At 60.5% G+C, this 22,936-nt stretch carries 25 protein-coding genes, 1 tRNA gene and 1 pseudogene; 19 read left to right on the top strand and 8 right to left on the bottom strand.

Features of this window, described 5'->3' with window-relative positions; genetic code table 11:
- Positions 1-183 precede the first annotated feature (183 nt).
- The 7 genes from JAB6_RS19875 to JAB6_RS19850 all read left to right on the top strand — a co-directional run bounded on the left by JAB6_RS19875 (position 184) and on the right by JAB6_RS19850 (position 5,216).
- Positions 184-888, top strand: coding sequence for an XRE family transcriptional regulator (locus tag JAB6_RS19875; protein WP_070304398.1), 705 nt, complete (start codon positions 184-186; stop codon positions 886-888).
- A 14-nt stretch (positions 889-902) separates the two neighbouring features.
- Complete coding sequence (locus JAB6_RS29060; RefSeq protein ID WP_139143452.1) at positions 903-1,439, top strand: hypothetical protein; 537 nt, start codon at positions 903-905, stop codon at positions 1,437-1,439.
- Positions 1,440-1,578: 139 nt separating this feature from the next.
- Positions 1,579-1,845: a hypothetical protein gene (locus JAB6_RS19870; protein ID WP_070304216.1), complete on the top strand. Its 267-nt coding sequence runs from the start codon at positions 1,579-1,581 to the stop codon at positions 1,843-1,845.
- On the top strand, positions 1,842-2,138 hold the full coding sequence (locus tag JAB6_RS19865) for a hypothetical protein (protein WP_070304215.1): 297 nt from the start codon (positions 1,842-1,844) through the stop codon (positions 2,136-2,138). Before JAB6_RS19870 ends, JAB6_RS19865 begins: the two co-directional genes overlap by 4 nt.
- Positions 2,135-2,872 (top strand): hypothetical protein, encoded by a 738-nt coding sequence (locus JAB6_RS19860; RefSeq protein WP_070304214.1) that lies wholly within the window; start codon positions 2,135-2,137, stop codon positions 2,870-2,872. The genes JAB6_RS19865 and JAB6_RS19860 overlap by 4 nt, the downstream gene beginning before the upstream one ends.
- Positions 2,869-3,210: a hypothetical protein gene (locus JAB6_RS19855; protein WP_070304213.1), complete on the top strand. Its 342-nt coding sequence runs from the start codon at positions 2,869-2,871 to the stop codon at positions 3,208-3,210. The genes JAB6_RS19860 and JAB6_RS19855 overlap by 4 nt, the downstream gene beginning before the upstream one ends.
- Positions 3,207-5,216, top strand: coding sequence for a DNA cytosine methyltransferase (locus JAB6_RS19850; RefSeq protein ID WP_070304212.1), 2,010 nt, complete (start codon positions 3,207-3,209; stop codon positions 5,214-5,216). Before JAB6_RS19855 ends, JAB6_RS19850 begins: the two co-directional genes overlap by 4 nt.
- Positions 5,217-5,220: 4 nt before the next feature.
- Here JAB6_RS19850 and JAB6_RS19845 read toward each other — a convergent pair whose 3' ends face one another.
- The gene (locus JAB6_RS19845) at positions 5,221-5,604 is read right to left on the bottom strand and encodes a hypothetical protein (RefSeq protein WP_070304211.1); all 384 of its coding nucleotides are present in this window, start codon (positions 5,602-5,604) and stop codon (positions 5,221-5,223) included.
- Between the two features lie 31 nt (positions 5,605-5,635).
- On the opposite strand from JAB6_RS19845, the gene JAB6_RS29400 reads away from it, so the two are divergent.
- Genes JAB6_RS29400 through JAB6_RS19830 form a run of 4 tightly spaced genes read left to right on the top strand, consistent with a single transcriptional unit; the run spans position 5,636 to position 7,162 of the window.
- Positions 5,636-5,797: a hypothetical protein gene (locus JAB6_RS29400; protein ID WP_175444579.1), complete on the top strand. Its 162-nt coding sequence runs from the start codon at positions 5,636-5,638 to the stop codon at positions 5,795-5,797.
- Entirely contained in the window at positions 5,794-6,657 is an 864-nt protein-coding gene (locus JAB6_RS19840) for a DNA adenine methylase (RefSeq protein WP_070304210.1), read from the top strand. The genes JAB6_RS29400 and JAB6_RS19840 overlap by 4 nt, the downstream gene beginning before the upstream one ends.
- Positions 6,654-6,947, top strand: a complete 294-nt coding sequence (locus JAB6_RS19835) for a hypothetical protein (RefSeq protein WP_070304209.1) — start codon at positions 6,654-6,656, stop codon at positions 6,945-6,947. Before JAB6_RS19840 ends, JAB6_RS19835 begins: the two co-directional genes overlap by 4 nt.
- Positions 6,944-7,162, top strand: a complete 219-nt coding sequence (locus JAB6_RS19830) for an AlpA family transcriptional regulator (RefSeq protein WP_083292841.1) — start codon at positions 6,944-6,946, stop codon at positions 7,160-7,162. The genes JAB6_RS19835 and JAB6_RS19830 overlap by 4 nt, the downstream gene beginning before the upstream one ends.
- A 64-nt stretch (positions 7,163-7,226) precedes the next feature.
- Here the strand turns inward: JAB6_RS19830 and JAB6_RS19825 are convergent.
- The 6 genes from JAB6_RS19825 to cysS form a co-directional block, all read right to left on the bottom strand.
- A tRNA-Ser gene (locus JAB6_RS19825) sits at positions 7,227-7,319 on the bottom strand.
- 110 nt (positions 7,320-7,429) lie between these two features.
- Positions 7,430-8,677 (bottom strand): aspartate kinase, encoded by a 1,248-nt coding sequence (locus JAB6_RS19820; RefSeq protein WP_035817435.1) that lies wholly within the window; start codon positions 8,675-8,677, stop codon positions 7,430-7,432.
- 196 nt (positions 8,678-8,873) lie between these two features.
- Positions 8,874-10,292 (bottom strand): tRNA lysidine(34) synthetase TilS, encoded by a 1,419-nt coding sequence (tilS, locus tag JAB6_RS19815; protein ID WP_070304207.1) that lies wholly within the window; start codon positions 10,290-10,292, stop codon positions 8,874-8,876.
- 129 nt (positions 10,293-10,421) lie between these two features.
- Positions 10,422-11,396, bottom strand: coding sequence for an acetyl-CoA carboxylase carboxyltransferase subunit alpha (locus JAB6_RS19810; protein ID WP_034756951.1), 975 nt, complete (start codon positions 11,394-11,396; stop codon positions 10,422-10,424).
- 54 nt (positions 11,397-11,450) lie between these two features.
- Positions 11,451-12,164 carry a DNA-3-methyladenine glycosylase gene (locus JAB6_RS19805; protein WP_051991907.1) on the bottom strand — a complete coding sequence of 238 codons (714 nt, stop codon included), beginning with the start codon at positions 12,162-12,164 and terminating at the stop codon, positions 11,451-11,453.
- A complete protein-coding gene (cysS, locus tag JAB6_RS19800) occupies positions 12,164-13,561 on the bottom strand; it encodes a cysteine--tRNA ligase (RefSeq protein ID WP_070304206.1) in 1,398 nt (465 codons plus the stop codon). The genes JAB6_RS19805 and cysS overlap by 1 nt, the downstream gene beginning before the upstream one ends.
- Positions 13,562-13,839: 278 nt before the next feature.
- Here cysS and JAB6_RS19795 point away from each other — a divergent pair, with 278 nt between their 5' ends.
- From JAB6_RS19795 to JAB6_RS19780, 4 genes are all read left to right on the top strand, one after another.
- Positions 13,840-14,469, top strand: a complete 630-nt coding sequence (locus tag JAB6_RS19795; RefSeq protein ID WP_175444578.1) for a peptidylprolyl isomerase — start codon at positions 13,840-13,842, stop codon at positions 14,467-14,469.
- A 73-nt stretch (positions 14,470-14,542) separates the two neighbouring features.
- On the top strand, positions 14,543-15,034 hold the full coding sequence (locus JAB6_RS19790; protein WP_034756945.1) for a peptidylprolyl isomerase: 492 nt from the start codon (positions 14,543-14,545) through the stop codon (positions 15,032-15,034).
- An 86-nt stretch (positions 15,035-15,120) separates the two neighbouring features.
- Positions 15,121-15,867, top strand: a complete 747-nt coding sequence (locus JAB6_RS19785) for a UDP-2,3-diacylglucosamine diphosphatase (protein ID WP_083292839.1) — start codon at positions 15,121-15,123, stop codon at positions 15,865-15,867.
- Positions 15,868-15,936: 69 nt separating this feature from the next.
- The gene (locus JAB6_RS19780) at positions 15,937-16,665 is read left to right on the top strand and encodes a DUF72 domain-containing protein (protein WP_070304204.1); all 729 of its coding nucleotides are present in this window, start codon (positions 15,937-15,939) and stop codon (positions 16,663-16,665) included.
- On the opposite strand, the gene JAB6_RS19775 is transcribed toward JAB6_RS19780, so the two are convergent.
- Positions 16,662-18,896: a hypothetical protein gene (locus tag JAB6_RS19775; RefSeq protein WP_139143451.1), complete on the bottom strand. Its 2,235-nt coding sequence runs from the start codon at positions 18,894-18,896 to the stop codon at positions 16,662-16,664. The genes JAB6_RS19780 and JAB6_RS19775 overlap by 4 nt on opposite strands.
- A 245-nt stretch (positions 18,897-19,141) precedes the next feature.
- Here JAB6_RS19775 and JAB6_RS19770 point away from each other — a divergent pair, with 245 nt between their 5' ends.
- From JAB6_RS19770 to JAB6_RS19755, 4 genes and pseudogenes are all read left to right on the top strand, one after another.
- A complete protein-coding gene (locus JAB6_RS19770; RefSeq protein ID WP_070304202.1) occupies positions 19,142-19,522 on the top strand; it encodes a GntR family transcriptional regulator in 381 nt (126 codons plus the stop codon).
- Positions 19,519-20,391: an ABC transporter ATP-binding protein gene (locus tag JAB6_RS19765; protein WP_034756930.1), complete on the top strand. Its 873-nt coding sequence runs from the start codon at positions 19,519-19,521 to the stop codon at positions 20,389-20,391. The genes JAB6_RS19770 and JAB6_RS19765 overlap by 4 nt, the downstream gene beginning before the upstream one ends.
- Entirely contained in the window at positions 20,388-21,389 is a 1,002-nt protein-coding gene (locus JAB6_RS19760) for a hypothetical protein (protein ID WP_070304201.1), read from the top strand. The genes JAB6_RS19765 and JAB6_RS19760 overlap by 4 nt, the downstream gene beginning before the upstream one ends.
- Before the next feature lie 758 nt (positions 21,390-22,147).
- Positions 22,148-22,936: pseudogene (locus tag JAB6_RS19755) on the top strand (hypothetical protein); the annotation flags it as partial.

Genomic DNA, 22,936 nt, shown 5'->3' with positions numbered 1-22,936 from the left:
GCTGAGAAATGCCCAGTTTTTGAGCGATAACAGGTTCACTCAAGCGTGTTCGTGTTTTGATTTCGCTAAGAAGGGTCGAGATATTTTTATCCATACGCGCAATATATACGCGAATGGATAGATGTGCAATACCTGAATGAATAGGTACTTGTGCCTAAACTATACATAGACGTATATTGGATTATGGATATAGCAAGCCGATTAGATGAAGCGATGAAGGCAGCGGGTTACGACTCGCAAAGTGCGCTCGCGCGCGCGTCAGGTGTTCCTCAACCGACAATAAATCGAATTCTCAAAGGGGTGGGTAAGCGCGGTCCTGAAACTCAGACGCTTTCCAAGCTCGCGCAAGCCTGCAACGTCGCGTTCGAGTGGCTTCTCGACGGCACTGGAAACATGAGTCGCACCGCCAGTGTGCAAGAAGCTCCAACGGTCTACCATGAGGTAGTTACGGCCGGCCCAAATGACCCAGATTTTTACGAAATACCCAAGGTGAAACTTAGCCTATCAGCTGGCCTTACTGGCTTCCAGACCGTCCCAGAAATCTATGACGGAAGCAAGCTGAGCGTGCCGCGCAACTGGGCGGACCGCAACGGATACATCCCGAGCAAACTACTTGCCTTGACCGTCAAAGGGGAAAGCATGGAACCAGGGCTCGGCGAAGGCGATCTAGTTGTCATAAATACGGCAGACACGAAACTCGTAGATGGCATGGTGTATGCGATCAACTACGAAGGCGAAGCAGTTATTAAAAGATTAGTGCGCGATTCGGGCGAATGGTGGCTTGCATCAGACAACACCGATCAAAGACGGTTCCATCGAAAATCCTGCCGCAGTGGTGAGTGCATCGTTGTAGGCCGCGTTATTCGTAAGGAAAGTGACCGCATATAATTATCGGAGAAAAAATGGCAGGAGTAAAATGCGCCAACTGTAAAGCGCACATCACGGTCCGAGGTCTTAGCAAATGCCCAATTTGCCAAGGGCCAGTAGAGCCTGTTGCCGACAGCCGCCTCGGCCATTTGCACGCAGGAAAAGCATCTAAAAGCAAAACTACCTCGCCCGCCGCACCGACAACAAATCTGTCGATCGGACAGTGGATCGGGCTAATTTGCATATTCGGAATTGTCGGTTCAGTTGCCGTCATTATCTGGAGCATTGCCAATCCTTCACCAGACAAGCTTCGCAAACGAGCTCTCGCAGAGGCGCTTGTTAAATGCCAATATGCAATAAAGAGTACGGCCGCACATGGCGGGGCAGAACTGCCGCCGTATGCGAAAAATTATGGGACGGCAACAGATGAATTCTATTTTGCCTGGCCGCGCGGGGCATTCGAATTTCAGAATGGCTTCGGTGGCAAAGAGCAGATGTCTGCTAGTTGTATAGGTGTTTTATCGACGGGAACGATCACTCAACTCACGGTCAACGGCAAAGATATCATCTAGCATCACCCGAATCAAAAACAAAAAAGCCATTCACGAATGGCTTTTTTTTCACACAAACTATCCATTCACGTATTGACATGCCTATTCGTTCGCGTATAGTTCAATCCATCGACGCACCACCTCAACCGATGGAGAGAAAATGTCACACGCCCCCAGCACTGCAGACCTGCACAAAACGCACGTCCCCATCCCCTTCCTGGCCAGCACCACGTCAGCTTTGGCAATCGATGCCATCGCCGACAACCTGCTCGACGCCGAACTGTGGCCCGAGGACAGCGAGCTCGTCGCCGAGATCCGCGCCATGTTCATGCACAACTGGGGCATGGATCAGGCCCAGGCCGACGCGCGCATGTCCCGATTCAACTTCAAGACCGCCCTCGCAGCGCTGGAAGGCGGTGCAGCATGAAATTCAAGATCAACATCTACCTGCTGATCGCTGTGACCATCATCGGCGCCATCACCGGCAGCCTGGCCATGACCTTGGGCGAAATCGAGCCAGCGGCCAGCGCGGCCATCATCCTGGTGTCCGTGCTGATTCTGGGCTGGGGCGCCGGCAGCGTGTCTTCGCAGGCCGAGATCGACCGCCTCACCAGCATCGAGACGGCACGCCGCATCCAGGCCAACTGCGCCATCATCACGCGCACTCACCTTGAGCGCGATCTCCAGCAGTTACTGGATGTGAAAGGCGGTGCCCTGTGAGCGCGTCGACCAAGACCCCTGACCAGCTGCCGGTGGGCACGCCGGCGACCAGCTCGCCGGGCGCCGAGCACGACAGCCTGGTGCTGACCGCTAAATTCCTTCCGATCGTGGCCCATTTTGTGGCGCAAGGCGACATTCGTTATTACCTTAACGGTATCAATGTTCGTCCGTTGGCAGGCGGCGGCGTGACCATCTGCGCCACCAACGGCCACATATTGGGCGTGTACCGCGACCCAGCCGGCGTGTGCTCGCAAGAGGTCACGCTGTCCTTCGGTAGCAAAGTTATGGCGGCGTGCACCGAACAGATCGATGCTGAGCGGGTGGTGGTGCTGCGCCACGGGCGCCTCACCGTACTCGACCAGTGCGGCAATGAGGTGTGCATCCAGGCGGGCAACCCTGTAATCGATTCGCAAACTGCCTTTCCCCGCTTTGAAACGGTCGTACCGGCCGCTGAAGACCTGCGCCCAGGCCTCGTGTCGTGCATCAGCGGCAGGCTATTGAAGAAACTGGCACGCGCCGCCAACAGCGCTCGCAAGGCACTGACCACAAATTCCAGCCGCGTCGGCCTCGACGGGCTGCACTTCTTCAACGTCAACGGCGATGTCAACAAATGCACGGTAGCCCACATTGACGTCGCGCCTGACTTCCTTGCAATCGTCATGCCGATGCGGCCAGTGCGGGATATCACGCAGCCGCTGCCATCCTGGCTGCAAGCCGAGCGAGGCGCAGCATGAAGCGCCTACCCCTGCCAAAACCTGAAAGCCGCTCCTATGCCCTGCTGCAGGCGCTGATCGCCGGCCCCGGCACCTTCTACCAGATCGCCGAGCGCGCTGGCTTCGATATCGAGGAAGCTGGCATCGAGCACCGCCTGCGCATGATCTTCGCGCGCGGCATTCAAGGTCACGTGCGCGTGTCCGGCATCCTGTACGAGCTCAAGGACGCGTCACGCGACGCCATGCTGGGCATAAAGCCGTCGCTGCAGGGCCAAGTAGCCGCGCCGCACTTCCGCGGCGTGGCGGGCGCCATGCCGGTGCTGGTGGTGCGCCGCCATGCGGCAGAGGCGCGTCCATGAAGCGAGATCTCTTCTCCATGGCGCTCGACCTGGGCAATGAACTAATCATCGACAACTTCGCCGGCGGCGGTGGGACCAGCACCGGCCTGGAGCAAGCATTCGGCCGCCCGGTCGACATCGCCATCAATCACGATCCCGAGGCGCTGGCCATGCACGCAGCGAACCACCCGCACACCACGCACCTGTGTGAGAGCGTATGGGACGTCGACCCGATCAAGGTCACGAACAATCGCCCTGTCGGCCTGGTCTGGCTGTCGCCAGATTGCAAGCACTTTAGCAAGGCCAAGGGCGGCAAGCCTGTAGAAAAGCGCATCCGTGGCCTGGCCTGGGTGACCCTGCGCTGGGCGGCCAAGTGCAAGCCGCGCGTCATCATGCTGGAAAACGTCGAGGAATTCAAAACGTGGGGCCCGCTGCTGGTCGAGGCCGACGGCAGCGCCAAGCCGGACCCGGCCAAGAAGGGCAAGACCTTCGACAGCTTCATCCGCCAGCTGCGCGCGCACGGCTACACCGTCGACTACCGCGAAATGCGCGGCTGCGACCACGATACTCCCACCATCCGCAAGCGCTTCTTCCTGGTAGCGCGCCGCGACGGCATCGCAATTAAGTGGCCAGAGCCTACCCATGGCGCGCCCGACAGTATTGGCGTGCGCGCGGGCAAGCTGCTGCCGTACCGCACGGCGGCCGAGTGCATCGACTTCAGCCTGCCGTGCCCGAGCATTTTTGAACGCGACCGGCCGCTGGCACCGGCCACGCTACGCCGCATCGCCAAGGGCATCATGCGTTACGTGGTCGACGCGGCGGATCCGTTCATCGTCGGCGCCGGCGGGCCGGCGCGCGCTGGCGAGCCGCGGCCGACTGCGCGCCCATTCGGCACGCTGCTGGCGCGCAACGATAGCTATTTCTGCGCGCCGACCATCGTCCCGGTAACGCACCAGGGCGGCGACCGCACCGAATCCATCGGGGAACCGCTCCGCACCATCACTGGCGCGCACCGCGGCGAGAAGGCCCTGGGCGTGGCCACGCTGGTGCAGGTGGGCTACGGGGAGCGCGAGGGCCAGGCGCCGCGCGCGCTGGACATCGAGAAGCCACTGGACACGGTGGTAGGCGCGGCCGCGAAGCATGCGCTGGTCGAGGCTGAGCTTGCGCCATTCGTCATGACCAACACTACCGGCCACTCTGGCGCGGGCGCCAACATGCCGGTACCGACTATCACCGCCGCGGGCAATCAAGCGGTGGCCACGGCATTCCTGGCCAAGCATTACACAGGCGTCGTCGGCTCCGACCTGAGCGCCCCTATCGGTACGGTGACCGCATGCGACCACCACAGCCTGGTGACAGCGTTCTTAACGGAGCACTCCAACGCGAGCAACCAGCGCGTAATGCCTGCCGACGAGCCGTTGCGCACCATCTGCGCCCAGGTCAAGGGCGGCCATTTCAGCATGGTGTCGGCGCACATCACGAAGTTCCGCACCGGCGCCACCGGCAGCGCGATGACGGAGCCGCTGCCGACGATCACGGCCGGGCCGAAGGAAAAGCCCGCCGGCGCGCCGCATGCGCTGAGCATCGTCACCAGCAACCTGGTCAAGCTGCGCGGAACAAGCACGGCGGCGGGTACCGACGAGCCGCTGGGCACGGTCAGCGCCGGCGGCCAGCACCATGCCGAGGTGCGTGCGTTCCTGCTGAGTTATTACGGTACCGACCAGGCGCCGGAGATCAACGGGCCGCTGGCCACCGTCACGAGCCGCGACCGTTTCGGCCTGGTGACGATCCACGGCCAGGACTATCAGATCGTGGACATCGGCTTGCGCATGCTGCAGCCGCGCGAACTGTTCCGAGCCCAGGGCTTCCCCGACAACTACATCATCGGTGACGACCCGGCGCAGGGCCTGAAACTGACGAAGAGCGCCCAGGTGCGCATGTGTGGCAATTCGGTCTGCCCGCCCATGGCCAAGGCGTTGATCCTCGCCAACTTCGCGCATGAGCGTGAGATTGTGAGGATGGCGTGAGTTATCAGAATTTATTTATATGCGGCCATGCAGCGACTGCCAATGTATTTATATGCGGCCAAGCAGCGACTGCCAATGCGGCAATTGAAATGAAAATGGCTATAGCGGCAGACTTTGCCGATCTTACCGCCGCGTTTGCTGCTCTTTCAGTCGCCTCAGTGTTGCGGCGAGCAAGGCCCTCGGGGGAATTCGCAAATTTAAGAGCGTCTTGGGCTGACTCTCGCTCAAGCCATTTCTCAACAAGTATCCGCTCAGACGGGGCGGCGAAGTCGCCACGCTTTAGCTTTTCTCGAAGCATGTTTGCGGCTGTTTTTCGCCATGTCGGGTGGAACCCCGCGTCCAACTCCTTTACCAGCTGTTCGACGTCTTCAAGAGTGAGTAAGGACATGCGTCTCCTTTGTTTGATTGGAAATAATATCATGATCACCAACCCAGCTCAAATTACCCGCCACCACCTGGCGAATCAGTCAGCGCCCGCCTTCTCGCTGATCCGCAAGCGCTGCGCCTGCGGAAAAGCAAGTACGGCGCGCCAGCTGCGCCAGTACGGCCGCTGCGTCACCTGTGTACGGAGTGCACCATGAGCGCCCCAACGCGCCCGGTGCTGCGCTATCACGGCGGCAAGTTCCGCCTGGCCCCCTGGATCTTGACTTTCTTCCCGAGCCACGTCGTGTACGTGGAGCCGTTCGGCGGCGCCGCCTCGGTGCTGCTGCAGAAGCCTCGCGTGGGTGCCGAATGCTATAACGACTTGGACGGTACCGTGGTCAACCTATTCCGGCTGCTGCGCGATCCCCTGCAAGCGCTCGAGCTGCAACGTCTGGTGGAACTCACGCCGTTTGCACGGCAAGAATTCGACTGGGCTTACGAGCCGGCCATCAGTGATATGGACGCGGCCCACAAAACGATAGTGAAGTCCTTCATGGGCCACGGTTCCGATTCAGCGACGCGCTCCTGCCGCACCGGCTTTCGCTCAAAGCTGAGCGACGGCCGCGTGCTGCCTTCGGTGGAGTACTCCACCTGGTCGAATGCGATCCCTTCATTCACCAATCGTTTGCAGGGTGTAGTTATAGAAAACCGCAGCGCAATCGAGGTCATTGAACGCATGGACTCACCGAACACGCTTATCTACGCGGATCCGCCCTACTGCCATAGCACCAGGTCATCGCTGGTAGGCCGATCGAACAAAACGCATGGCTACCGTCATGAAATGACCGACGACGATCATCGTGCATTGGCTGGCACGCTGCGCCAGGCGCGCGGCATGGTGGTGCTATCGGGATATCCGAGCCAGCTGTATGACGAGGATCTGTATCCGGACTGGATCCGACTTGAGCGGCGCCATGTCCCCGATGGTGGCAAAGCCAGAACAGAGGTGGTGTGGATTAATCCTGCATGCGCAGCAGCGCTGGAGGCGGAAAGAACGCAAGGGAGGATGTTTGCATGACCAAGTGCATCTCCAGCGACAAATGGCGCGGTGACCGTGATGAACCGGTCATCCCGTCGACCGTGCGCTTCAAAGCGCAGGAAGCGAACGCGCCCAGCTGCGAAGGCTGCCTGTTCGAGCGCTCCGTGGGCGTGTGCTCGACGGCCGCGGCGCTGGCCGTAGCCAACGACCAGCCGGACTGCGACGACCGCTCGCCGGCCGGCATGACCTATATCTACATACTGGATAAAAGCGACCCGCGCCAGCTCGACCCAATCAACCCCCTGAAACAACTGGAACGAACATCATGAGCACCACGACCGAAGTACGAAAATTTCTGCGCCTGCCCTCGGTGATCGATATCGTCGGCATCCAGCGAACGGCCATCTACGACCGCATCAAGAAAGGCACCTTCCCGGCGCCGATCAGCCTGGGGCCGCGCGCGGTGGTGTGGGATTCGACCGCGATCGCCGACTGGCAAGACAAAATCATCGCTGAAGCGCAGGGGCCAGCGGCAAAATCGTAATGGGGGTAGAGATGTGGGTAGGGGAAAAAGAAAAAGCCCCTCTAGAGGGGCTTTTTCAAAATACTGGCGGAGACGGTGGGATTCGAACCCACGATACAGGTATAAGCCGTATGCATCCTTAGCAGGGATGTGCCTTCGGCCACTCGGCCACGTCTCCTAGCTGATTACTCAACTATGTCTCTGTAGCTAACTGCGCTGCAGCGACGAACGTCATAATATCGATTGCCCCCCCTTTGGTCAAGGGCGTGGGGCAATATTTTTGGATATTTAAGCTTTTTCCAGCTCGAACGCTTTATGCAGCGCGCGCACGGCCAGTTCCATGTACTTTTCGTCGATCAGCACGGAGATCTTGATCTCGGAAGTGGAGATCATCATGATGTTGATGCCCTCTTCCGACAGGGTGCGGAACATTTGCGATGCGACGCCAACGTGGCTGCGCATGCCCACGCCGACGACGGACAGTTTCGACACTTTCGCGTCGCCCGTGATGCTGGCCGCGCCCAGCGATTCGCGGTTCGCTTCCAGCACGGCCAGCGCGCGCGTGTATTCGCCGCGCGAGACGGTGAAGGTGAAGTCCGTTTTACCGTCGACCGACTGATTCTGTATGATCATGTCGACTTCGATGTTCGCGTCCGCCACCGGTCCCAGGATGTGGTACGCCACGCCTGGACGGTCGGGTACGCCGAGCACGGTGATTTTGGCTTCATCGCGGTTGAAGGCGATGCCGGAGATGACTGCTTGTTCCATGTTTGTATCTTCCTCAAACGAAATCAGGGTGCCTGAATTGGCTTCTATTTCCAGCGGCAACATCGGGTCGGTCAGCGACGACAGCACGCGCGTGGGCACGCGGTAGTTGCCGGCGAATTCCACCGAACGCGTTTGCAGCACTTTGGAGCCCAGCGAAGCCAGTTCCAGCATTTCTTCAAAGGTGATGGTCTTCAGGCGGCGCGCCTCGGAGACCACGCGCGGGTCGGTCGTGTAGACGCCGTCGACGTCCGTGAAGATCAGGCATTCGGCCGCCTTCATGGCGGCGGCGATCGCCACGGCCGAGGTGTCCGAACCGCCGCGGCCCAGAGTCGCTATGTTGTCGTGTTCGTCGACGCCCTGGAAACCGGTAATGATGACAATCTTGCCCGCATCGAGGTCGCGTTTGACTTTTTCGTCATCGATCGACTGGATGCGTGCCTTGGTAAAGGCGGAATCGGTCTTGATCGCGACTTGCCAGCCAGCATAGGATACGGCTTGTTTGCCGATCGCCAGCAGTGCCATCGACAATAGGCCGACGGACACTTGTTCGCCTGTCGAGGCGATCATGTCAAGTTCACGGGGATCGGGTTGATCCATGATTTCCTTGGCCAGTCCAATCAGGCGGTTGGTTTCGCCCGACATGGCGGATGGCACCACCACGATTTGATGCCCAGCGTCGTGCCACTTGGCAACGCGCTTGGCGACATTCTTGATACGGTCAGTCGAGCCCATCGACGTACCGCCATATTTGTGGACGATTAAAGCCATAAGAGTGAAGTTTCCGCTCAAGAAGAATAAAAAAGGAGGGCTTTACTCTACATGCCGCAATGCAAAATAACAAGCTAAAAAGCGCATTAGCTCATACCGATTGCGCATATGGAAATAACCAATCCATGCAGTCCAGCCGGCTTGGGCAGCCGCTTGGCGGCCACCCCGGGAATGGCCGTGGCGGCTGCCCCTGCGCTCAGCAGGAGACCCAGCGCAAGGCAACGCGGGGACGGTCCAGCAGACTCAGGCAATGGCAATCGAGGCCAATACCAGCCGCGAACAGCAATTGTTGCGCCGCACAGACAAGCGGCAGGCGTTCGCGCTCCCAGGCGGGCACGTCAAACGCCTGGTAATGGTATTTCAAGCTCTTCGTGGGCCGGTTCAAGGCCAGTTTCAGGCGCTCGCCGCCCTGGCGGAAATCGATGGTCAAGGTTTGAGACTGCAGCCAGGCAATATCGATACCCTGGCCGCCCTCTTCCACCGCATCGAAATGCAGCACGCCGCCATACGCGGGAAAGGCCAGGCTGGCCTCGCCTTTCCACACAAATTCCTGGCTGGCTTTTTCCAGGCCGGGAATGCCCGCGTCGCTCTTGTCGCGCATGCCGGCCAGGTCATCGAGCTTCGGCGTCAGGTACAACCGGTCGCGGTGGCGCCGCACGTGGCATTCGGGATGTGTGACCAGCAATTGCGCATCGGGCCGCGCTTCCAGCAATTGCGCCAGCATTTCCGCCAGCCACGCCGTCGACGGCATGCGCAAGCCGCGCGTGCCGAACCAGTGGCGCAGCAGGTTGTAGCAGCGGTCCGCGCTCAGCTCGCGCAATTTCGCCAGTTCGATGCAATCGCCATCGAGGCACGCCGCCAGATCCTGCGTCGCCAGTTCCGTCAGCAAGCGCTGCGCCGATTGCGCGTGCTGGGCGCTGCGGGCGAAGCGTTCCTGGAAGCCGGGAAAGGCCTGCGCCAGCACGGGCATCACCTGGTGCCGCAAGGCATTGCGGGCAAAGCGGGGATCGTCGTTCGATTCGTCGTGGATGTGCGCGATCGCATGTTTTTCCACGTAGCTTTCCAGCTGTTTGCGCGACACGGGCAGCAGTGGGCGCGCCATCACGAGGTCCGGGTTGCCCAGCAGCTCGGGCGCGCTGTTGGCGCCATCCATGCCGGACAAGCCCGCCGTGCCTGAGCCGCGCAGCAATTGCAGCAGCACCGTCTCGGCCTGGTCATCCTGGTGGTGGGCAGTGAGCAGCAGGCGCACGCCGTGCGCGGCGCACAGCTCGCCCAGGGCCGCGTAACGGCGCTTGCGGGCCGCCTCTTCCGTGCCCGTCTTCGCATTTTTTTCCAGAGTGACCTTGCGCGCCTCGAAAGCGATGCCCATGCCGGCGCACAATTGTTCGCAGTGGACCAGCCACGCATCCGCATTCGGGCTCAGGCCGTGGTGTACATGAAACGCGTAAAGAAACACGCCGTGCTCTTGCGCCCAGGCATGCGCCAGGTGCAGCAGGGCCGAGGAATCGAGGCCGCCGCTGAGGGCGATGGCGACCGTCTCGCCGGCTTGGGGTCCGCAGGCGTCCAGCGCATGGGCAAAGATATCGGCGACGGTGGCGGTTTGTTGCTTTTTCAATCAGGACTCCGGGAATGCAAAGAGGGACAGGCTGCTAAACGGATGGTGTCGTTTAGCTGGCTGTCCCTGGTGTTTGAATGCTATGTTGGCTTACATTTGGGGTCAGACCCGACGGGTCTGACCCCAGCCTTACTCGCTCGGCGTCGTTTCCTTGAACTTGCCGTAGCTCAGCAATTTTTCATGGCGCGCGGCCAGCAGGTCCTTGGTTTTCATGCCGTGGAACTGGCGCAGGGTGTCGGCCAGTGCGCGCTTGAGCAAGGTGGCCATCTGTTTCGGATCGCGGTGGGCGCCGCCCAGCGGTTCGTTGATGATCTTGTCGATCAGGCCCATGGCTTTCAGGCGGTGGGCGGTCAGGCCCAGCGCTTCGGCCGCGTCGGAGGCGCGCTCGGCGCTCTTCCACAGGATCGAGGCGCAGCCTTCCGGCGAGATCACGGCATAGGTCGAGTATTGCAGCATCAGCACGGCGTCGCCCACGGCAATGGCCAGCGCGCCGCCGGAACCGCCTTCACCGATGATGGTGGCGATCAGCGGCACTTTCAGTTCGGCCATCACGTACAGGTTGTGGCCGATGGCTTCCGACTGGCCGCGCTCTTCCGCGTCGATGCCGGGGAAGGCGCCTGGCGTGTCGACGAAGGTGAAGATGGGCAAGTTGAACTTTTCAGCCACTTTCATCAGGCGCATGGCCTTGCGGTAGCCTTCCGGTTTCGGCATGCCGAAATTGCGCATGGCGCGCTCTTTCGTGTCGCGGCCCTTCTGGTGACCGATGACCATGCACGGCTGGCCGTTGAAGCGGGCCAGGCCGCCCACGACGGACAGATCGTCCGCGTAGCTGCGGTCGCCATGCAATTCGTGGAAATCGGTAAAGATCTCATTCACGTAATCCATGGTGTAGGGGCGCTGCGGGTGGCGCGCGATCTGCGCCACTTGCCAAGGGGTCAGCTTGGCGTAGATATCTTTGGTCAGCTGCTGGCTCTTCTTGGCCAGGCGGTCGATCTCTTCCGAGATATCGACGGCCGAATCGTCTTGCACGAAGCGCAACTCTTCGATCTTGGAATCGAGTTCCGCGATCGGCTGTTCAAAATTGAGGAAAGTCGTTTTAGTCATTGTACCTCCAGGTTTTACCGGCCACGGCGCCAAGGCGCGCGGCGTCATCTATGTTTATTTTACCGTACCGGCTGGTGCGCCGGGGGCTGCATCGGGTGCGGCAGGGGCGGCTGCAGGGTCGAGACTGCGCCACAAATACCACGTCGCCACGGTGCGCCACGGTTCCCAATTGGCGGAAACTTCGCGCGCATCGCTGCGGGAAACTGGTTCGCCGGAGAAATAATTGACGCTGATGCCCTGGATCAAACCGGGGTCGTCGAGCGGCAAGACATTCGGCCGGAGCAGATTAAATATCAGAAACATCTCGGCTGTCCAGCGGCCGATGCCGCGGATCTGCACCAGTTCGGCGATGACGGCTTCGTCATCCATCTGGTCCCACTGGCTCGCGTGCACGCGCTTGGCCTTGAAATGGTCGGCCAGGTCGAGGATGTATTCGGTCTTGCGTTTGGACAAGCCGCAGGCGGACAGCTGCTCGGCGCCTGCTTTCAATACTTGCGACGGCGTGCATTTCGGGCAAGCGAGCAGCAGCTTTTTCCAGGCAGCATCGGCCGCCTTGGGCGTGATCTGCTGTCCCACCAGCGAACGGGCCAGGGTCGTAAACGGGTCGCTGTGGCCGACCAGGTGCAGGTCGCCAAATTGCGGGATGAGCTTTTTCATGATGCGGTCGCGCTTCATCAGCTCGATCTTCGCCTCTTCCCAGTAGTGCGGCACCTGGATCACTTGCGCGGCGATTGCCGGCGCTTCCCCGTTTTCCCTGGACGTTGGCATCATGCGCGGCGCCAGTTGGTCGAGCCGTCAGGCTTGTCTTCGAGAATGATGCCTGCGGCCAACAATTCGGCGCGGATCTTGTCCGATGCGGCAAAGTCGCGCGCCTTTTTCGCTGCGCTGCGCGCCGCGATGGCCGCTTCGATGCCGGCCGCTTCGTCCTGGCCGCCAGCGGCGGCGCCGACGGTCGCTTGCAGGAATTGCTGCGGCGTGCGCTCAAGCAAGCCGAACACGCCCGCCAGGCCCTTCAATTGACGCGCCAGGGCTGGCGACTTGCTCTTGTTGACTTCCGTTGCCAGATCGAACAGGGCGGCCACGGCCAGCGGCGTGTTGAAATCGTCATCCATCGCTTCGCGCACGCGCACGGCATGCGCCTCGCTCCAGTCGATGGCGCCCTCTTCCACCACCACGTCGGCCAGCGCCGTGTACAAGCGGGTCAGCGACAGGCGCGCATCGTCGAGGTGCACATCCGAGTAATTGAGGGGGCTGCGGTAGTGCGCGCGCAGGATGAAGAAGCGGATCACTTCGGCATCGAACTTTTGCAGCACTTCGCGGATGGTGAAGAAGTTGCCGAGCGACTTGGACATCTTTTCATTGTCCAGGCGCACGAAACCGTTATGTATCCAGTAATTGACGCTGGTATGGCCGAACGCGCCTTCGGATTGGGCGATCTCGTTTTCGTGGTGCGGGAATTGCAAGTCCGCGCCGCCACCATGGATGTCGAACTGTTCGCCAAGCAAGGCGCAGGACATGGCCGAGCACTCGATATGCCAGCCCGGGCGGCCCTTGCCCCACTTCGTATCCCATTTGACTTCTTCCGGCTCGGACTCTTTCGACGACTTCCACAGCACGAAATCGAGCGGATCGCGCTTGCCCGTGTTCACGTCGACACGTTCGCCCGCGCGCAGGTCGTCGAGCGACTTGCCCGACAGCTTGCCGTAATGGGGGAAATTGCGCACGGCATAATTCACATCGCCGTCCGCGCCCTGGTAAGCGAGGTCCTTCGCTTCCAGCTGCTCGATCAGGCGCAGCATCTGCGGCACGTATTCAGTGGCGCGCGGCGTGTGGTCGGGCGTCAGGATGCCCAGCGCGGCCGTGTCTTCATCCATGTAGCGGGTGAAACGCGTCGTCAGCTGGGAAATCGTCTCGCCGTTTTCCACGGCGCGGCGGATGATCTTGTCGTCGATGTCCGTAATGTTGCGCACATAGGTGACGTCGAAACCGGACGCTTTCAGCCAGCGGTAGATGACGTCGAACGCCATCATCATGCGCGCATGGCCGATATGGCAATAATCGTAGATGGTCATGCCGCACACGTACATGCGTACCTTGCCCGCTTCCATCGGGACGAATACCTGCTTCTCGCGCGCCAGGGTGTTGTAAATCTTTAGATTGCTCATCGTACTTTGCAAGTGGAGCGGCCGCCAGCCTGGCAAAACGACAGACAGGCGCGGACACCGGGGGTGCCGCGCCACAGAACTGCCGTGTGCGCCGAGACGGGACGACCCGCTGTATTGTTGTTCTTGTTTGTTAGAATTAGGGCGTTAGCGGTCAAGTATAACATTGATAAAAACCATACTGGCCCGATATGAATCAGGTTTTTACGATGTTCAACCGAATTTTCATTTCTTTACAATTAAAGCAAGTTTAGAGAAAAATAACGATCAAGGACACCTTCATGCAAGAAACCAAATCGAAACGCCTGTCTTTCCTGGCCCGTTTTTGCACCCTGTTTGCCGGCCTGACCCTGGGCAGCGCCGTCGTGGCAGCCGCTCCGGCGACGGCCCTCGACCCCACGCCCCATGTGGCCCTGAAAACCAGCATGGGCGAGATCGTGCTGGAACTGAACCAGGAAAAAGCGCCGCACAGCGTGGCCAATTTCTTGCAGTATGTCAAAAGCGGTTACTACAAGGGCACGGTGTTTCACCGCGTCATCGACGGCTTCATGATACAGGGCGGCGGCTTCGACAAGAACATGAAGCAGAAAGCCACCAAGGCGCCAATCAAGAATGAAGCGCAGAACGGCTTGCAAAACGTCACTTACAGCATCGCCATGGCACGCACGGGCGACCCGCATTCGGCCACCGCGCAATTCTTTATCAACGTCAACGACAATGGCGCGCTCGACTACCCTGGCCGCGACGGTTTCGGCTACACGGTATTCGGCAAAGTCGTCAGCGGCATGGACGTGGTCGACAAGATCAAGGCCGTGCCCGTTGCCGACAAGGGCCCGCACCAGAACGTGCCGGTCACCCCCGTGGTGATCGAATCGGCGACTTTACTCAAATCCGCGCCAGCAAAACTGTAAAATAGCGTTTTTGCGGCGCCGGCCTGCCTGGTGCCGCTGAATCAATTATTCATCCAATTTATTAAGGATCATCATGACCTCCGTCATCATCACCACCAATCTGGGCAAGATCACCGCTGAACTGGACGCCGAAAAAGCGCCGAAAACGGTTGCCAACTTCCTGGCCTACATGAAAGCCGGTCACTACGACAACACGATTTTCCACCGCGTCATCGACGGTTTCATGATCCAGGGCGGCGGTTTCGAGCCAGGCATGAAACAAAAGCCAGCCGACACCACCGTGGAAAACGAAGCCAAGAACGGCCTGAAAAACGATACCTACACGCTGGCCATGGCCCGCACGTCGGATCCGCATTCGGCATCGGCCCAGTTCTTCATCAACATCAAGAACAACAGCTTCCTCGACTATCCAGGCCAAGACGGCTGGGGCTACGCCGTGTTCGGTAAAGTCACCGAAGGCAAGGAAGTCGTCGACGCCATCCGCGCCGTGAAAACCTCGCGCGCCGGCATGTTCGCCGACGTGCCAGTGACGGACGTGATCATCGAGAAGGTAGAAGCCGCTTAATCAGGCTTCAGCATCATGAATAACAGGCATTGCAACGTTTTCGCCTCTCCATGCACATCACTTTTTGGGAGCGTTGAACGATGACAATGCCTGCCGCACTCTTTATTTCCGACCTGCATCTGCAGAGCTCGCACCCGCGCACCAGCGCGGCGTTTCTTTCTTTCCTGGAACACCATGCGCAATATGCGCAAGCGCTGTATCTATTAGGCGACCTGTTTGAATACTGGGCCGGCGACGATGACCTGGAAGACCCGTTCAATGCGCGCATGACGGCCGCCATCCGCGCCGTCAGCGATGCTGGCGTGCACGTCTACTGGATCGCCGGCAACCGCGACTTTCTCGTCGGCTCCGGCTTTGCCGCTGCCGCCGGCGCCACCCTGCTCAGCGAACCGCACGTGGCCACGATAGCCGGCCAGCGCATCGTCCTGCTGCACGGCGACGCCGAATGCACGAAAGACGTGCAATACATGGAGTTTCGCGCCATGGTGCGCCAGCCCGCCTGGCAAAAACAGTTCCTGTCCATGCCGCTGGCGCAGCGCAAGGCCATCATCGACGGTTTGCGCAAGAGCAGCCGCGAGCACAATGGCGAAAAATCCATGGACATCATGGATGTCACGCCCGATGCTGTCGCGCAAGTGTTTGCCGAACATGCGAGCACCGTCATGATCCACGGCCATACGCACCGCCCTGCACTGCACCAGGTCGGCCATACCCTGCGCTATGTCTTGCCCGACTGGGAATGCGATGTCACGCCGCCGCGCGGCGGCTGGATCGCCATCGATGCGCGCGGCAACATCACGCGCCACGACCTGAACGGCAACATCATCGACTAGCTCTGCGCCGACGGCGGCACGGGCGTTTGTCCGATAGCCGCGCCCGCCTGGCCTTGCTGTAATGGCGCCATGCATACTGTTTACATCGGCACGGCCGGCTGGAGCATTTCCAGCGCCGCCGCCAGCCACTTTCCCCTCGATGGCAGCCACCTGCAGCGCTATGCCCAAGTGCTCGACTGCGTGGAAATCAACAGCTCGTTCTACCGCCCGCACCAGCCCGCCACCTACGCGCGCTGGGCAGACAGCGTGCCCGACCACTTCCGCTTCAGCGTGAAATTGCCGCGCAGCATCACGCACGAACGGCGCTTGCGCGATGGTGAGGCCGAACTCGATCGCTTTGCATCGGAAGTGGGGGAATTGGGAAACAAGCTGGGCTGCGTACTGGTGCAGCTGCCGCCCAGCCTGCGATTCGAAGCGGACGTGGCCTTTGACTTCCTGACTGCGCTACGGCAACGCTTCGACGGCATGCTCGCGTGCGAAGCGCGCCACCCCAGCTGGTTCGAGGCAGGCGCGACCGAGCTGTTAACAATGCAGCGCATCACGCGCATCACGCGCGTCCGCGCCGATCCGCCCGCAGGCCAGCCGGGCCCGCACGTGCCGACGACAGATATCGCCTACTTGCGCCTGCATGGCAGTCCGAAAATATATTATTCGGACTATCCGGCCGAGTACCTGGCAGCACTGGCGACCGAATTGCGCGCACCAGCGCACGCAGGCAACTGGTGCATCTTCGACAACACGGCGGCAGGCGCCGCCCTGTTCAATGCGCTGGATCTGCAGGCGCGGATGACGACCTAGGGCAACGGCGTCTGCAGCACCGCCTGGGTCGTGAAACCGTACAGGGTGCCGTTGCCGAAGGCAAGGATACTGATGGCAGGATGGCCCCAGGCCAATGCTGGCGTGGAAATGACGCCAGCCGTATCGATCTTGCGCACCCAGCCCTGGCCGCTCAGGTACAGATTGTCGCTCGCATCGATGGCCAGGCTGGGCGCCCCCGAAAACGGCAAGCCGCCCACGCCTGGCGGGCCATCGCCACCGCTGCCCTTGTTGAGGGTGCCGGCAAACACGCTGGCCTTGCCTGCGCGATCGGCCTTGAAGACGACTTGATGCCCGCTATCGTCAAAATACAGATTGCCCTTGCTGTCAAAAACCAGACTGTTCGGATCCATGTATTCCCAGTTGTAAACAGTTCCGCCCAGCGGGCCCATCATGGCTTCAAATGACAGGAAGGCCGAGAACGTTCCACCGGGAGGGCGGCGGAAGATACCGTCGCGGCCCCAGCCCAGCCAAGCCATATAGCCATCCTTGTCGATGGCCAGCCGGTACTGCAAGGGCTTGCCGGTACCGGCAGGCAAAGCTTCCTGTGTCGTTACCTGGCCATCCTTGCTGATCTTGCGCAAATTAAACGCGGCGCCTGCCGCTGCCTTGTCGGCAAAATATACGGCGCCATCCTGGTCGCAGGCGATCGCGACAGGACCAAGCATGGTCGCGCTTGCGCGCGGCCCGTCATTGCTGCCGGCGACGCCAGCCGTGCCAGCGTAGACGCTCAATGCGCCATCCGGCGTGACGCGGCGCAGCACCTTGTTTGTCATGTCGAGCAAATAGACGTTGCCCGCAGGATCGCTGCACATGCCCGAGCCACCCACGTATCCCACACGGGCCGCCCCGCCAACAGCTTCGGTCACGCCCATATTGCCCGGCATGTAAGGCATGTCGGACAAGACCTTGCTCGTGTCAAGCCGGCTCAAGCGATGCTTGCTGAAATCATGGACCAGGATAGCGCCTGATGTATCGACCAGAATGGAGCCCAGAACCGTCCAGTTGGCTGATGTGCCGGCGGCGTCCGTCACCGTCTTCCCTACCAGTGTCGTCACGTCGCCGTCAGGCGTCATGCGGCGGATGACATTGAAGTCGGCCAGCAGCACATTACCGTCACGGTCTGCCGTCATGCTTCGGATGTTGCTGAAACTGGCGGCGACGCCTTTACCGTCCGCGCTCACGCGCTTGTTGTTTCCAGCAACTACGGCGGCCACTCCCTGCCGCCAACGAAATATACGGCTGCCTACCCCTTCGCTGAAGTAAATCGTGCCGCTGGCATCGACGGCAATTTGCGATGGAGATATCCCGTACCCCTTGGCATCAACCAGCTTTTCGGAGCTGACGAGGCCTGCGGGCGTCACCCGGCGAATCATTTGCTGCGTCGCATTCGCAAGCAGGATATCGCCATTGCCATCCATGGCCATGCCCGTCGTCCAGGCAAATTGCGCCTGTGCCCCCTGTCCATCGGCGACCACCGCTTCCGGGGCAGACCAGCCGCAGGCTGCGCCGCGCTGCCCCGCCACCGTGCTGACGACGCCGGCTGGCGTAATCTTGCGCAAGAGGGTATTGCAATTCTCGAAGAGATACAGATTCTCTGCACGGTCGATGGCCAGGAGGGACACACCGCTGCTCATGTGGAAAGTGGCTGCCGCAGCGGCGCCATCGTCGGCGCCGGGCTTGCCCGGGATACCCGCGTACACGCTCACCGCACCGGCAGGCGTGACTTTATGGATAACCTGCAGGACAGCATCGGCGATGTAATAGTTACCGGCCGCATCTTGCGCCATGCCGGATACATTCTGGATTTTTTCCTGCACGCCGGCCAGCACGACAGGCAGGCAACGCACGGCCAGGGTGTTGACGTCCGCATTGCCCACCGTCGCCGCCCCTTTGGCGATGCTGCAACCGAGACCCTCGGACGAGCTCTCTATCTTGCCATCGTAACTGGCACCTGGCGCCAGCTTGCCCGCAAAGTGAAAGGCGCCGTTGGCGGTGACAGTGACCTTGTCGCTGCCGTTGGCCAGCACCACCTGGGCGCCGGGAACCAAGCCGCTCACCGTGCCGCCCACCAGATAGCTCGGTGCTTCGGCCACCGGCGCCACCGGCGCGGCTGGCGCTCCGGCATCGCTGGAACCGCCGCCGCAGGCGCTCAGTCCGATTAGCAAGGCGACGCCGCAGGCCGCGCGCCCGAACAGATTCTGTTTCTCCATGCACTTCATTCTCATCGTTGCTTTCATTGCTGTTGAGGAAGATTTTTATCGATAGTTGCCAATAGGCATTATTCGAGAGCCAGCATATTACCCGTTTAATAATGTCGAAAATACACAGATTGTGTTGACATCCGATTTTTTACTGTTATAGTTAACTACAACACCAACTCAATACATCACGGAGCTTCGATGCCTACCGCATTTTTCACGCGCCGCGCCGCACCACCCTTATGGGAGCGCATCCCATGAGCGCCGAATGGAACGACAATAGCCCCATCTACCGCCAGCTCAAGGCCAGGGTGGTGGGCATGATGCTCGATGGCGTGCTGCAGTCCGGCGACGCCCTGCCTTCGGTGCGCCAGGTGGCGGCCGACTATCAATTGAATCCCATCACGGTGTCGCGCGCCTACCAGGAACTGGTCGACGATGCCCTGGTGGAAAAACGCAGAGGACTCGGTATGTATGTCTTGGAAGGCGCCCGCGACAAATTGCTGGCCAGTGAACGCGAGCGCTTCATGCGCGAAGAATGGCCGGCGATGCTTGACCGCATCACGCAACTGGGCCTGAACCTCGAGCAACTGCTGCAAGCGAGCCGCGACAGCGGCGCACACGGAGAGAGCGCATGAATGCATTGAACAAGGATAGCGTCATCAGCGCGCGCGGCTTGCGCAAGCAATATGGCAAGCAGGTGGCCATCGATGGCATCAGCTTCGATATCGCGCCGGGACGCATCGTCGGCTTGATCGGGCCGAACGGTTCCGGCAAGACCACCACCCTGAAAGCCATCCTGGGCCTGACGGGCTTCGAAGGCGACTTGTCGGTGCTGGGGCGCGATCCCCGTGTGCAGCGCGATGCGCTGATGGACGACGTGTGCTTCATCGCCGACGTGGCCATCCTGCCGGGCTGGCTGCGCGTGGCCGACGCCATCGATTTCGTTGCTGGCGTGCATCCACGTTTCGACCGCAGCAAGGCCGAGCGCTACCTGGCCCACACCAAGCTGTCGCCGAAGATGAAGGTCAAGGCCATGTCGAAGGGGATGGTGGTGCAGCTGCACCTGGCGCTGGTGATGGCCATCGACGCCAAGCTGCTGGTGCTCGACGAGCCGACCCTGGGCCTGGACATTCTGTACCGCAAGCAGTTCTACCAGAACTTGCTGGAAGACTATTTCGATGAAAACAAGACCATCGTCATCACCACACACCAGATCGAGGAAGTGGAACACATCCTCAGCGACCTGATGTTCATTCGCGACGGCAAGATCGTGCTGGCCTCGAGCATGGAAGAAGTGGGCGAGCGCTATATCGAAGTGATGGTGGGCCCGCAGCACGTCAATCCGGCGCGCGCGCTGCAGCCGATCAGCGAACGCAGCGTATTCGGCAAGTCGGTGATGCTGTTCGACGGCGTCGCCCGCACCCAGCTGGCCGCCCTGGGCGAAGTACGTACGCCCAGCCTGGCTGACCTGTTTGTCGCGACCATGAAAGGATCGTACCAATGAGTATTTCCCCTGCCAACAAGCTGCAATGGCTGATCCGGCGTGAACTGTGGGAACACAAGGGCATGCTGGTATGGACACCCGCCCTGATCGGCATCGTCATGACCGTGCTGGGCGCCTTGATGACGATAGGCACCATCGCCAAGACCAAGATGCGCACGGCGCTCATCGTCAATGGCGAGGAAGTGTCCTGGAGCACTGTCTTCAATACCCGCACTTTCGGCCCGCGCCGCACGGAAATCATCGACGCCGTCGCCAACAACTACACGTACGCGGCCGCGCCGCTGTTTCTGGCGCTGGGTTTCCTCGTGTTTTTCTATTGCCTGAGCGCCCTACATGACGACCGCCGCGACCGCAGCGTGCTGTTCTGGAAATCGCTGCCCATCTCGGATGCGCAGACAGTGCTGTCGAAAGCGGCCATCGCCCTGCTGGTCGCGCCGCTGATCGTGGCCGCCGCCGCCAGCCTGACTTCGCTGGCCCTGATCCTGATACTCAGCGGCGTGCTGGCGGCCAACGGCATCCATGTGTTTACCGAACTGCTCGCCACCCCGGGCCTGTACCTGGGACCGCTGCGCGTGTTCGGCTTGCTGCCCGTGTATTGCCTGTGGGCCTTGCCGACGGTCGGCTGGCTGCTGATGGTATCGAGCTGGGCCAAGTCGAAAGTCTTCCTGTGGGCCGTCGGCGTGCCGCTGCTGCTGCTCATCCTGACAGTGTGGGCCGGCAAGCTGACGCAGACGGAAAGCAATGTCAGCTGGATACAGATGAATGTCATCGGACGCGCCCTGCTGGGCACCCTTCCCGGTAGCTGGTATCTGTTCGAACCGGGCCTGCTGCCGCAAATGCACGCCCTGGCAGAGGGGGGATCGCACATGACACGCATCGACGTGTTCAGCAATTCCTGGTCCAGCCTGGCCTTGCCAGCCGTCTGGCTGGGGGCGGCGGAAGGCGCGGCGCTGATTTACGCCGCCATCCGCCTGCGCCGCTGGCGCGAGGAAGGCTGACAGCGCCATATCACCTCCCCCACAAAACGCCCCGCCCGCCGGGGCGTTTTTCATTTCTACTCCATTCAGCCCCAAAAAATAATAACTACCTTAGCGATAGTTATTATGAAAACTCCCCATCGCCACATCAAGACTATTCATTCGATAGCATTAATCCGATATAAAAATTACAAATAATTATTTCTATCGTATTTTATTACCAATCACATTTGATAATCGGCATTCAAAAAACAACAACTAGCAATTCGATAGCAAGGCGGTTTTTTGGATAAAAAGCACAGAAATACGCGGGCACGACAGCAGACTCAGCCGAAAACACCTGTTTCGTGACAATTCGTGAGTATTTACCCGCATGACGCCAGAGAAAATAAGACCGTGGTGAGTGATCAAAATGAAATTGGAAGTTTCAAAATTGAAACTATCCTCATAGTGGCAGCCAGCACATACCTCGTGCAAACGCTGCATCCTGCCGTTACGTCTCGCCGGACCAGCCAGTTGCCGGCGCCACAAAATACAGGAAAGCGGCAACGCATAAAACGAATATGGAAATAACATTTTAAATATCGCCGAAATCGCGTTCTTTTGCCCCAACGTTTTTTTCCCAATTATGTTTTACTTGCCACTATCAACATCGGAAACACCAGAGTTCAACCACGGCCCAAGCCTCGCCGGAGCAAGCAAGGAATCGAAGCAGATTATTGATTTTTTATTATTTTAGAAAATTGTACGAATACTTAACCTTTTCCGGAGACTTTCAAATGGCCACCACCCAAAACCCAGCACAAGTTCCCGTCAATGCCGAAGGCGCTGGCGCCAAGATCGCGACGCCCGCAAAAAAAGCCGTCGACCCAAAAAACGGTGACCGCAAGCAGTATGACGAAGATGAACTGATCAAAGGGGACGATGCCAGCGCGACCATGCCGCCTGAAAATGTCGTGGAAGTCACGGGAAGCGCCGCCAACGGCAATGCCGGCACCGTGGGCGCGGCGGCCGCTGTGGCGGCAGCCGCCCTGGCAGCCGGTGGCAGTGGCGCGGCCGCAGGCCAGGCCGGCAATGGCAGTGCCGACCTCGGCACGCCGCAAAGCGATAACAATGGTGGCGCCGCAGGTGCCGCGGGCACAGGCGCCGGTGCTGCCGGCATCCCCAGCGGCAGTGTCGTGGATGTGGCCGGCGCATCGGCTGGCGCCGGTAGCGGCGCGGGCGCTGGCGCTGCGGGTGGCCTGGGCGGACTTGGCGTGCTGGGCGCGCTCGGCGGCCTTGGCTTGGTCGCCGCCGCAGCCGGCGGTGGCGGAGGCGGTGGCGCCGCGGCTGGCGGTTCCGGCACCGGAGGCGGCACCGGTGGCGGCACGGGGACAGGCGGCACGGGTGGTACCGGAGGCGGCACGGGGACGGGCGGTACCGGCGGCACAGGTGGCACGGGCGGCACGGGCGGCTCGACCGGCGGTAGCACGGGCAATCAATCCACCACCACCGTCGTGAGCAACGCAGCCGTGCTGGCCGCCGCTGCCGCCGCGGCGGCCGCCGCCAATGCCCTGGCCGATGACGCC

The organism is Janthinobacterium sp. HH104, assembly GCF_001758715.1.
GTDB lineage: Bacteria > Pseudomonadota > Gammaproteobacteria > Burkholderiales > Burkholderiaceae_D > Janthinobacterium > Janthinobacterium aestuarii.
The sequence above is the reverse complement of the archived record's forward strand: the minus strand, read 5'-3'. Positions and strand labels throughout refer to the sequence as shown.

Excerpts from the sequence above, each read along its gene's own strand:
- JAB6_RS19875 (WP_070304398.1), top strand. The coding sequence starts at position 184 with ATGGATATAGCAAGCCGATTAGATGAAGCGATGAAGGCAGCGGGTTAC.
- JAB6_RS29060 (WP_139143452.1), top strand. The coding sequence starts at position 903 with ATGGCAGGAGTAAAATGCGCCAACTGTAAAGCGCACATCACGGTCCGA.
- JAB6_RS19870 (WP_070304216.1), top strand. The coding sequence starts at position 1,579 with ATGTCACACGCCCCCAGCACTGCAGACCTGCACAAAACGCACGTCCCC.
- JAB6_RS19865 (WP_070304215.1), top strand. The coding sequence starts at position 1,842 with ATGAAATTCAAGATCAACATCTACCTGCTGATCGCTGTGACCATCATC.
- JAB6_RS19855 (WP_070304213.1), top strand. The coding sequence starts at position 2,869 with ATGAAGCGCCTACCCCTGCCAAAACCTGAAAGCCGCTCCTATGCCCTG.
- JAB6_RS19850 (WP_070304212.1), top strand. The coding sequence starts at position 3,207 with ATGAAGCGAGATCTCTTCTCCATGGCGCTCGACCTGGGCAATGAACTA.
- JAB6_RS19845 (WP_070304211.1), bottom strand. The coding sequence starts at position 5,604 with ATGTCCTTACTCACTCTTGAAGACGTCGAACAGCTGGTAAAGGAGTTG.
- JAB6_RS29400 (WP_175444579.1), top strand. The coding sequence starts at position 5,636 with ATGATCACCAACCCAGCTCAAATTACCCGCCACCACCTGGCGAATCAG.
- JAB6_RS19840 (WP_070304210.1), top strand. The coding sequence starts at position 5,794 with ATGAGCGCCCCAACGCGCCCGGTGCTGCGCTATCACGGCGGCAAGTTC.
- JAB6_RS19835 (WP_070304209.1), top strand. The coding sequence starts at position 6,654 with ATGACCAAGTGCATCTCCAGCGACAAATGGCGCGGTGACCGTGATGAA.
- JAB6_RS19830 (WP_083292841.1), top strand. The coding sequence starts at position 6,944 with ATGAGCACCACGACCGAAGTACGAAAATTTCTGCGCCTGCCCTCGGTG.
- JAB6_RS19820 (WP_035817435.1), bottom strand. The coding sequence starts at position 8,677 with ATGGCTTTAATCGTCCACAAATATGGCGGTACGTCGATGGGCTCGACT.
- JAB6_RS19810 (WP_034756951.1), bottom strand. The coding sequence starts at position 11,396 with ATGACTAAAACGACTTTCCTCAATTTTGAACAGCCGATCGCGGAACTC.
- JAB6_RS19805 (WP_051991907.1), bottom strand. The coding sequence starts at position 12,164 with ATGCCAACGTCCAGGGAAAACGGGGAAGCGCCGGCAATCGCCGCGCAA.
- cysS (WP_070304206.1), bottom strand. The coding sequence starts at position 13,561 with ATGAGCAATCTAAAGATTTACAACACCCTGGCGCGCGAGAAGCAGGTA.
- JAB6_RS19795 (WP_175444578.1), top strand. The coding sequence starts at position 13,840 with ATGCAAGAAACCAAATCGAAACGCCTGTCTTTCCTGGCCCGTTTTTGC.
- JAB6_RS19790 (WP_034756945.1), top strand. The coding sequence starts at position 14,543 with ATGACCTCCGTCATCATCACCACCAATCTGGGCAAGATCACCGCTGAA.
- JAB6_RS19785 (WP_083292839.1), top strand. The coding sequence starts at position 15,121 with ATGCCTGCCGCACTCTTTATTTCCGACCTGCATCTGCAGAGCTCGCAC.
- JAB6_RS19780 (WP_070304204.1), top strand. The coding sequence starts at position 15,937 with ATGCATACTGTTTACATCGGCACGGCCGGCTGGAGCATTTCCAGCGCC.
- JAB6_RS19775 (WP_139143451.1), bottom strand. The coding sequence starts at position 18,896 with ATGGAGAAACAGAATCTGTTCGGGCGCGCGGCCTGCGGCGTCGCCTTG.
- JAB6_RS19770 (WP_070304202.1), top strand. The coding sequence starts at position 19,142 with ATGAGCGCCGAATGGAACGACAATAGCCCCATCTACCGCCAGCTCAAG.
- JAB6_RS19765 (WP_034756930.1), top strand. The coding sequence starts at position 19,519 with ATGAATGCATTGAACAAGGATAGCGTCATCAGCGCGCGCGGCTTGCGC.
- JAB6_RS19760 (WP_070304201.1), top strand. The coding sequence starts at position 20,388 with ATGAGTATTTCCCCTGCCAACAAGCTGCAATGGCTGATCCGGCGTGAA.